The 8,991-nt window shown below is 66.4% G+C and carries 5 protein-coding genes; 3 read left to right on the plus strand and 2 right to left on the minus strand.

The genetic code is table 11. The features are described 5' to 3' along the window. Positions 1-41: 41 nt before the first annotated feature. The 3 genes from CKO40_RS01140 to glcF all read left to right on the plus strand — a co-directional run bounded on the left by CKO40_RS01140 (position 42) and on the right by glcF (position 4,303). Positions 42-1,526 carry an FAD-linked oxidase C-terminal domain-containing protein gene (locus tag CKO40_RS01140; protein WP_200343922.1) on the plus strand — a complete coding sequence of 495 codons (1,485 nt, stop codon included), beginning with the start codon at positions 42-44 and terminating at the stop codon, positions 1,524-1,526. Between the two features lie 55 nt (positions 1,527-1,581). Next, complete coding sequence (gene glcE / locus CKO40_RS01145) at positions 1,582-2,751, plus strand: glycolate oxidase subunit GlcE (protein ID WP_200343924.1); 1,170 nt, start codon at positions 1,582-1,584, stop codon at positions 2,749-2,751. 190 nt (positions 2,752-2,941) lie between these two features. Next, entirely contained in the window at positions 2,942-4,303 is a 1,362-nt protein-coding gene (gene glcF / locus CKO40_RS01150) for a glycolate oxidase subunit GlcF (protein ID WP_200343926.1), read from the plus strand. Positions 4,304-4,406: 103 nt separating this feature from the next. On the opposite strand, the gene CKO40_RS01155 is transcribed toward glcF, so the two are convergent. After that, positions 4,407-5,522, minus strand: a complete 1,116-nt coding sequence (locus CKO40_RS01155) for an FAD:protein FMN transferase (RefSeq protein ID WP_200343928.1) — start codon at positions 5,520-5,522, stop codon at positions 4,407-4,409. A 122-nt stretch (positions 5,523-5,644) separates the two neighbouring features. Next, positions 5,645-8,734: a valine--tRNA ligase gene (locus CKO40_RS01160; protein WP_200343930.1), complete on the minus strand. Its 3,090-nt coding sequence runs from the start codon at positions 8,732-8,734 to the stop codon at positions 5,645-5,647. Positions 8,735-8,991 lie beyond the last annotated feature (257 nt).

Raw genomic sequence — 8,991 nt, forward strand, 5'->3', positions numbered from 1 at the left:
GACTCGAACGCCAACTTCAAAACCCATTGGCGAGTGCAGAGATGTCCAGAATCCCAGACGAACGACCCCTAAATCCGAAGCCCGAGGTGGTCGATGGGCTGCGTCGGCTGTTGCCGCGCGAGAGTGTGCTGACCACCGAGGCGGAGCTGGCGCCTTATGAGTGCGATGGGCTGAGTGCGTTCCAGCAACGGCCGCTGGTGGTGGCGCTGCCGGAGACGGTGGAGCAGGTGCAGGCGGTGATGCGGCTGTGCCATGAAATGGAGGTGCCGGTGGTGGCGCGCGGCGCGGGTACCGGGCTGTCGGGCGGGGCGCTGCCGCTGGCCGATGGGGTATTGCTGTCGCTGGCGAAGTTCAATCGGATACTGGGGATCGATCCGGCGAATCGGTCGGCGACGGTTCAACCTGGGGTGCGGAACCTGGCGATCAGTGAGGCCGCGGCGGGCCACGGGCTCTATTACGCGCCGGACCCGTCGTCGCAGATCGCGTGTTCGATCGGCGGCAATGTCGCCGAGAATTCGGGTGGGGTGCATTGCCTGAAGTACGGGCTGACGGTGCACAACATCCTGAAGCTGAAGCTGATCTCGGTCGAGGGGGAGCTGTTCGAGGTCGGTGCCGATGCACTGGATTCACCGGGGCTGGATCTGCTGGCGCTGATGACCGGGTCCGAGGGGATGCTGGCGGTGATCGTCGAGGTGACGGTCAAGCTGTTGCCGAAGCCGGAGCGGGCGCAGGCGCTGCTGGCGGCGTTCGATAGCGTCGAGCAGGCCGGCGCGGCGGTGGCTGAGATCATCGGGGCCGGGATCATCCCGGCGGGGCTCGAGATGATGGATCGGCCGGCGATCCGGGCGGCTGAGGATTTCGTCCATGCCGGGTATCCGACCGATGTGGAGGCGATCCTGATCTGCGAGTTGGACGGCTTCAACGCCGAGGTTTCGTTCGATGTGATGCGGGTCCGGGATCTGCTGCTCGCGAGCGGCGCGGCCGATGTCCGCACAGCGGCCGATGATGCCGAGCGGCTGCGGTTCTGGAAGGGGCGCAAGGCGGCGTTTCCAGCAGTGGGGCGGATCTCGCCAGATTATTACTGTATGGATGGCACGATCCCGCGGCGGCAGCTGGGGCCGGTGCTGCGCCAGATCAGCGCGCTGTCGGAGCAGTACGGGCTTGCGGTGGCCAATGTCTTTCATGCCGGCGACGGCAATCTGCACCCATTGATCCTGTATGACGCGAACAACCCCGGGGAGCTGGAGCAGGCGGAGGCGCTCGGCGGGGCGATCCTGGAGCTGTGTGTCGAGGTCGGCGGTACCGTGACCGGCGAGCATGGGGTCGGAGTCGAGAAGCTGAACCAGATGTGTGTGCAGTTCAATAGCGCCGAGCTGAACCAGATGCACGCGGTGAAGGCAGCGTTCGATCCGAAGAGGCTGTTGAACCCGGGCAAGGCGGTGCCGACCTTGCACCGCTGTGCCGAGTTCGGCGCGATGCATGTGCATCACGGCGAGCTCAAGTTCCCTGAGCTGCCAAGGTTTTGAGCGATGCGTTGCACTTCTTGAGGTGCCCTAATTTTTGACGTGCCCGAGCAGTTCGATGACTGAGACAGCGGAAACCGATGCCGAGCAGGCGATCGTTGAGCAGGTGACGACTGCCTGGTCGGCAGAGAGGCTGGTCGCGATCCAGGGTGGCGGTACGAAGGCATTCTACGGTAATCGCGTCGCGGCGGAGACGGTGCTCGATTGTTCGGTCCACCAGGGTGTCGTGGCCTATGAACCGACCGAGCTGGCGATCACGGTGCGGGCGGGAACGCCTTTGGCCGCGGTCGAGGCGTTGTTGGCCGAGCACGGGCAGCAGTTCCCGTTCGAGCCGCCACACTTCGGCGCGGCGGCGACCATCGGTGGGATGGTGGCGGCCGGTTTATCGGGGCCGCGACGGCCCTATGCGGCCAGCGTGCGTGATGCGGTGCTCGGGGTGCGCGTGCTGAACGGCAAGGGCGAGGTGCTGGAGTTCGGCGGCCGGGTGATGAAAAACGTCGCCGGCTATGATCTGTCGCGGCTGATGGCCGGGTCGCTGGGTGTATTGGGCGTGCTGCTCGAGGTGTCGCTGAAGGTGATGCCGGTCCCGCCGGGGCGCATCACGCTGGTGCAGGAGCAGGATCAGGCTGGGGCGCTGGAGTTGATGCAGCGTTGGGCCGGGCAGGCGCTGCCGATCTCGGGCACGGCCTGGCTCGAGGGGCGGCTGCATGTCCGTTTGGCCGGGAGCGATGAGGCGCTGACGCAGACGCAGCGGATTATCGGCGGGGCGCCGATGGCGGTTGCGGAGGCCGATGCGTTTTGGTTGGCGCTGCGCGAGCAGGAGCTCGACTGTTTTGCTGTCGATAGTCTTACTGGCGACGGTTTTGCCGGCGACGGTTTTGCCGGCGACGGTCTTGCTGGGGAGCGATCGCTGTGGCGGCTGTCGGTGCGCTCGGCGACGGCGGCGAAGGCGATTCCGGCGCCCGACTTGATCGAGTGGGGCGGGGCGCTGCGCTGGCTCAGGAGCGAGCGTTCGGCCGCTGAGGTCCGGGAGATGGCGCGGACGGCGGGCGGGCATGCGACGCTGTTCCGGGCTGGCTCTGGACGCTCGGCGCCGCGGGACGGGGTGTTTACGCCGCTGAATCCGGTCGCGGCGCGTCTCCATCAGCATCTGAAGCGGGCGTTCGACCCGGCCGGGATCTTCAATCCGGGGCGGTTGTATCCGGGGATGGGGAGGACGGCGGGATGATGGAACCGGTGACGCGCCGCCCTAGATTGCGGGATGGGCGGCGATGGCCGCGATGGGGCTGGTGGGGCTGGCGCGAGGATCGCCTGAGAGGCTGGGGCTCGACCGGGTTGTGGCGAGATGCCGCTGCGGCTGAGCGTCCCCAGAGGAGCGCGGGGAGCGATGGGCTCGACCGGATCGAGGGTCTTTAAGGATGCAGACCCGACTCATCCCTTCGCTGTTGGAGACGTCGGACGGCCGGGAGGCCGATCGCATCCTGCGCAGCTGCGTCCATTGCGGCTTCTGTACCGCGACCTGCCCGACCTATCAACTGCTTGGCGACGAGCTGGACGGGCCGCGCGGGCGGATCTATCAGATCAAGATGGTGCTCGAGGGCGAGCCGGCGACGCGCACGACGCAGCAGCATCTGGACCGCTGCCTGACCTGTCTGAACTGCGTGACGACCTGTCCGTCTGGGGTCGAGTACCAGAAACTGGTCGAGATCGGACGCGAGCAGGTCGAGCAGCGGGTGCGGCGGCCGCTCGGCGAGCGTTTGATGCGCTGGGGGCTGCGCAAGGTCGTGCCCTATCCGCGCCGGTTTGGGCCGCTGTTGAGGTTGGCGCAAGCGGCACGCCCCTTGGTGCCGGCGAAGCTGCGCGGGAAGGTCCCAGTGGCGTTGTCGACACCCGGCCCGGCTTCGCTTGCGTCGAACGATCATGGCCGCCAGCCACCCCGGAGGCGGAGGCCAGGCCGGTACACTCGGCGAGTGTTGATGCTCGACAACTGCGTCGAGCCGGCGCTGACGCCGGCGACGGTGGAGGCCACGGTGCGGGTGCTCGATGCGCTCGGCATCGAGGTGCTGCAGCCCCCGGGCGGCGGATGCTGCGGTGCAATCAGCCAGCATCTGGCTGCGCCGGAGGAGGCGAAGGGCTTCATGCGGCGCAATATCGATGCCTGGTGGCCGATGATCGAGCCCGATGCCGACGATGCCGATGCCGATGCCGATGCCGATGCCGGTGCTGATGTCGATGCGCCGGCGGCCGAGGCGATTCTGGTTACGGCGAGCGGCTGCGGGGCCGTGGTCAAGGAGTATGGCTGGCTGCTGCGGGATGATCCCGCGTATGCTGCGAAGGCGGAGCGCATCTCGGCGTTGGCGTGCGATCTCAGCGAATTGTTGACCACCGAGGATCTCGCGCGTCTGCCGAGCCCGAGCGAGCGCGGGCTGCCGCGGCGAATCGCGTTCCATCCCCCCTGTACGTTGCAGCATGGCCAGGGGTTGATGGGGCGGGTCGAGGCGCTGCTGCGAGCGGCTGACTTCGAACTGACCCCGGTGCGCGACGCGCATAGCTGCTGCGGCTCGGCCGGGACCTATTCGATCCTGCAGGCCGAGCTCTCCGAACGCTTGCGCAGCGATCGGCTCGAGGCGCTGCAGGCGGGGGAGCCGGCGCTGATCGCGACTGCGAATGTCGGGTGTCAAACCCATCTGGCCGCTGCAGCCGGTGTGCCGGTGAAGCACTGGATCGAGCTGTTCGATCCCCAGATCTCACTTGCATCAGATGATAGCCATTCCACCTGATCGCCGGACAGAAAGCGCCGGAACAGTTAGTACCGATGGGCTCAGTCTGTCCGGAAACCAGGGCGGGTGACCATAAGCGTGCCTGACTGCGCTTTGGCGATGCCTATGAGGCGACTGACGGGCTCAACGGCTGGCTGATCTCGAGCGGGATATCGTCGTCGATGAGCTGGATGCGATCATAGAACTCCGGGTTGAGGTGCACGGTGCCTTCGCTGTCGACTAAGAGTGCGTACTGGATGCCGAGGGTGCGAGCGAGGGCATGCCATTGTTGCGGGCCGGCGACGAACAGGGCGTTGGCCGCCGCGGCGGCAACGGCGGCTTCGGGATGCACGACGGTGACGGATTGCGTGTGCCGGACGGGCCGGCCGGTGCGCGGGTCTAGGATCGAATGGTAGAGCACACCGTCATGCAGCCAGTTGCGATCATGCACGGCGCGAGTGACGATGCTCTCCTCGCCGTTGATGTCGAGGATGGCTAAGACGCCGGCGCCGCTGCCGCGGCGGATCGGTACTCGCCAGGGTTGGCCGCTGCGGTTGCCGATGGCGCGCAGATCGGAGCCGGTCTTGATCTGCGCATGTCGAATGTTCAGCTCGCGCAGCCGGGCGATGGCCAAGTCGATCGCGTAAGCTTGGTTGATCGCTGAGAAGTCCAAGCGCAACGCCGGGTTGTGGCCTTTCAGGGTGAGGATGTCGACTTCGACATCGGACATCCTGGCGTCGGCTTCAAGCAGTTGCTCGATCGCATGGCTGGGTGGCGGTCTCATGCCCTCCGGAACGGCGACATTGAAGCCCCATAGGGCGTTCAGTTTGCCGCAGGCTGGGTTGAAGCGATTGTCGCTCAAGTCGGCATAGCGCTGACTCAGGTGGATCAATGGCAGTATGCCAACCGGTGCCTCGAAGGCCTCGCCGGTGGGCAACAGCTGATTCACGCGCGCCATCTGGCCATCTGCCCAGGTGTTGAGGTCCTCCTCGAGCGCTTCGAATCCTTCGCGGACCGATCTGATCGCCTGCTTGGCCGTGTCAGGTCGGACCTGCACCAAGCTGATGTCGACGATTTCGCCGAAGGCCGTAAAACGCGAAGTGACCGCTGGCGACTCGGAACCGCAGCCGGTTAAGAGCACATAGGCGACGGTGGCGATCAACGCCATCGGCCAGCCGGAAAGTGGCTGCCGTCCATTGCCTTGGTTAGCGTGCATCCGGTGCGGTTTGGCGTGATACATCAGGTGGTGATGGAATCGCTCTTATTGGGTCAGAGTAGATAGGCGGTCGGCGCGAAGATTCCATGGGCTTGCGGATGAACGACTCAGAGCAGGCGCGAGTTCCGTTCCGGAAGAAGTTGCGTTTAGAGGGCAGCAATCCGCTCGCGCTGGGCGCTGAGATTGGCAAGCGCCTCGGTCTGATCCGCAAGCCGGCCGCGCTCCTTCTCGACGACGGCCTCGGGCGCCTTGTCGACGAAGCTCGGGTTGGCGAGCTTGTTCTCGATCCGCTCGATGTCGGCGCGCAGCTTGCCGATCTCCTTGTCCAGGCGCTTGAGCTCGGCGTCCTTGTCGATCAGCCCGGCCATCGGGATCAGGATCTTCATCGCACCGACGAGGGCGATTGCCGACTCGGGGGCCTCGCCCTCGTCATCGAGCAGGGTGATCGACTCGGTGCGAGCGAGGAAGTCGAGGTAGGGACGGGCGTGCTCGATCCACTGCCGATCGCGCTCGCTGGCGTTGGCGATCAGCACGGGCAGCTGCTTCGAGGGCGCGATGTTCATCTCGCCCTTGATCCGGCGCACCCCGAGGATGAACTGCTGCACCCAGTCGATCTCGGCCTCGGCCTCGGCGTCGTCGAGTGCACTGTCGGGGACCGGGTAGGGCGCGAGCATGATGGTGGCCGTTGGCTGAGGGCTGCTCGAGGCAGGATCGGCGCTGAGGCTTGACCCAATAGCGGCGTGCGCATCGCCATCGCCGCCGCTGGCGAGCGGCCGCACCTTCTGCCAGATTTCCTCGGTGATGAAGGGCATGAACGGGTGGGTCAGACGCAGTAGGGTCTCTAGGGTCTGCACAAGCGTCCAGCGGGTGCCGCGCTTGGCGGCCGCTGAGGCGGTGTCGCTGGTCAGGACCGGCTTGGAGAGTTCCAAGTACCAGTCGCAGAACGCGCTCCAGGTGAACTCGTAGATGGCCTGGGCGGCGAGGTCGAAGCGGTAGGCATCGAGCGCATCGCGGACCGTGATGATGGTTGCGTTCAATCGACTCCGGACCCATCGGTCGGCGGCGCTGAACTCGAGCGATGGTCCATTCGCGCCATGCCCTTGCGCCATCGTTGCTGCTGCGGCGCCCGCCGCGCTGGCCGGCGAGACTGCTTGTTGCGGACTCGGCTGCGCCGCTGTCGTGCCCGTGTCCGCCGAGGGGCGCTGGCCTGCCGCCGTGCCGGCATCTTGGCCGCAGTCTTGCCCCTCGGTGTTCATCAGCACGTAGCGCGAGGCGTTCCAGAGCTTATTGCAGAAGTTGCGGTAGCCCTCGACGCGGCCGAGGTCGAGCTTGATGTCGCGCCCGGTGGTGGCGAGTGCGGCGAAGGTGAAGCGCAACGCATCGGTGCCGAAGGCCGGGATGCCGTCCGGGAACTCCTTGCGCGTCTGCTTGGCGATCTTCTCGGCCAGGCGCGGTTGCATCATGCCCTTGGTGCGTTTGGCGACCAGGGGCTCGAGCTCGATGCCGTCGATCAGATCGATGGGGTCAAGGACATTGCCCTTGGACTTGGACATCTTGTTGCCCTGCGCGTCGCGCACCAGGCCGTGGATGTAGATGTCGCGGAAGGGCACGTCGTCCATGAACTTGAGGCCCATCATGATCATCCGCGCGACCCAGAAGAAGATGATGTCGAAGCCGGTGACCAGCACCGAGGTCGGGTAGAAGGTCTCGAGGCGTCGGGTCGGCCCGTTCAGCTCAGGGGGCCAGCCAAGCGTACTAAAGGGCCAGAGCGCGGAGCTGAACCAGGTGTCGAGCACGTCTTCGTCCTGACGCAGCGGATAGTCGTCGCTCAGGCCGTGCCGGCTGCGCACCTCGGCCTCGGAACGGCCGACGTAGATGTTGCCTTGGTCGTCGTACCAGGCCGGGATGCGGTGGCCCCACCAGAGTTGGCGGCTGATGCACCAGTCCTGGATGTTGCGCATCCACTCGAAATAGGTGTTCTTCCAGTTGTCCGGCACGAAGCGGATGCGCCCGTCCTCGACCGCCTCGATCGCCGGTTTGGCCAAGGGCGCGATGCGCACGTACCACTGATCGGTCAGGTAGGGCTCGACGACGGCGCCGGAGCGGTCGCCGCGAGGCACCGGCAGGCGGTGGTCGCGGACCTGGACCATCAGCCCCTGGGCCTCGAGGTCGGCGATGATGCGCTTGCGCGCCTCGAAGCGGTCGAGACCGGTGTAGGCCGCCGGGATCAGGGTGCCTTCCTCGTCGCTATTCGCGCGGATCGCGGCGTCGGGGGTGAAGATGTTGATCAGCCCGCCGTGCGGCTGGTCGGCGATCGCGTTCTCGTCGCGGTGGCGCTGCCAGACGGCGTGGTCGTTGAAGTCGTGCGCCGGGGTGATCTTGACGCAGCCGGTGCCGAGCTCGGGGTCGGCATGCTCATCAGCGATGATCGGGATGCGCCGGCCGGTGAGCGGCAGTTCGACGGTCTCGCCGATCAGATGCTTGTAGCGCTCGTCGTCCGGGTTCACCGCGACGGCGCAGTCGCCGAGCATGGTCTCGGGGCGGGTGGTGGAGACGATCATCGCGCCGGTGCCGTTGCTCAGCGGATAGCGCAGGTCCCACATGTGCCCGGCCTCTTCCTCGGCGATCACCTCGAGGTCCGAGATCGCGGTGTGCAGCACCGGGTCCCAGTTCACGAGGCGTTTGCCGCGATAGATGAGGCCCTCTTCGAACAGCCGGACAAAAACCTCACGCACGGCGTTGGACAGGCCCTCGTCCATCGTGAAACGCTCATGCTGCCAGTCGAGCGAGGAGCCGAGCCGGCGCAGCTGCTGGGTGATGGTGCCGCCGGATTCGGCCTTCCATTGCCAGATGCGCTCGATGAAGGCCTCGCGGCCGAGGTCGTGACGGGTCTTGCCATCGGCCTCGAGCTGGCGCTCGACGACCATCTGGGTGGCGATGCCAGCATGGTCGGTGCCGGGCTGCCAGAGGGTCTGCTCGCCGCGCATCCGGTGGTAGCGCACCAGCGCATCCATGATGGCGTTGTTGAAGCCGTGCCCCATGTGCAGGCTGCCGGTCACGTTCGGCGGCGGGATCATGATCGAGAAGGCGCCAGGGCCCGAATCGGCGTCCGAGTCGGCCTCCTGACTGGCTTCGGTGCCGGCATCGCTGAGCCGGGGCGCGAAATAGCCGGCTTCCTCCCAGTGACGGTACCAGGCGGTTTCGAGGGTCTTGGGATCGTAGGTCTTATCGAGCATGGCTGCGGTGATGCGCGCGCGGTTGTGCGGCCGGGGTCGGGACAAAAGCGCTGCAGTATAACCGAGGCTGGTTCAGGTCAGCGAAGGGGGCTGAGGCTTGCGCCAGGCGGATGGCGGTTTGCGTGTCGCGAGGACCCGGCCACAGGGGCGCGCCGGGTTGAGGCGGCGTCGTGAACGCTCGGCGGGTGGGCGGCGGCTCGCTCTGGGCTGTCGCGGGGCCCGTTGATGTTGGCACCGCTGCTGCGTAGTGTTTCGGG

The organism is Halochromatium glycolicum, from assembly GCF_016584085.1.
In the GTDB taxonomy this organism is placed as follows: Bacteria; Pseudomonadota; Gammaproteobacteria; order Chromatiales; family Chromatiaceae; genus Lamprobacter; species Lamprobacter glycolicus.